This is a genomic window from Paraburkholderia sp. RL17-373-BIF-A (assembly GCF_046030175.1).
Classification (GTDB): Bacteria; Pseudomonadota; Gammaproteobacteria; order Burkholderiales; family Burkholderiaceae; genus Paraburkholderia.
Genome location: NZ_JARESO010000577.1, coordinates 1 through 219, shown reverse-complemented (window position 1 = coordinate 219; position 219 = coordinate 1). Strand labels below are relative to the sequence as shown.

Genomic DNA, 219 nt, shown 5'->3' with positions numbered 1-219 from the left:
AACCAGCTTCGGTATCAACGCCTTCAGTCGCTTGCCGCAAACCCTGGAAGTGAGAGCGCTCGTTGATACGATGGAGTCGCGCTATCAGCGCTCAGCAAGCGTTAAGGAACGGGGTGGTTCCTTGCGCCCGAACGCCACGGCAGGGACAAATCTTTCCACTTTGCCGCAGCACTGGGAGGCGGTCACAACAATCAGTGTCGGCACCTCATTTCAGGTTTC

At 57.1% G+C, this 219-nt stretch carries 1 protein-coding gene; it reads left to right on the top strand.

Going from position 1 to position 219, the window contains the following annotated elements:
• Positions 1 to 219 (top strand): hypothetical protein (locus tag P0D80_RS51825; protein ID WP_408296867.1); only part of this gene is annotated, 219 nt, incomplete at both ends.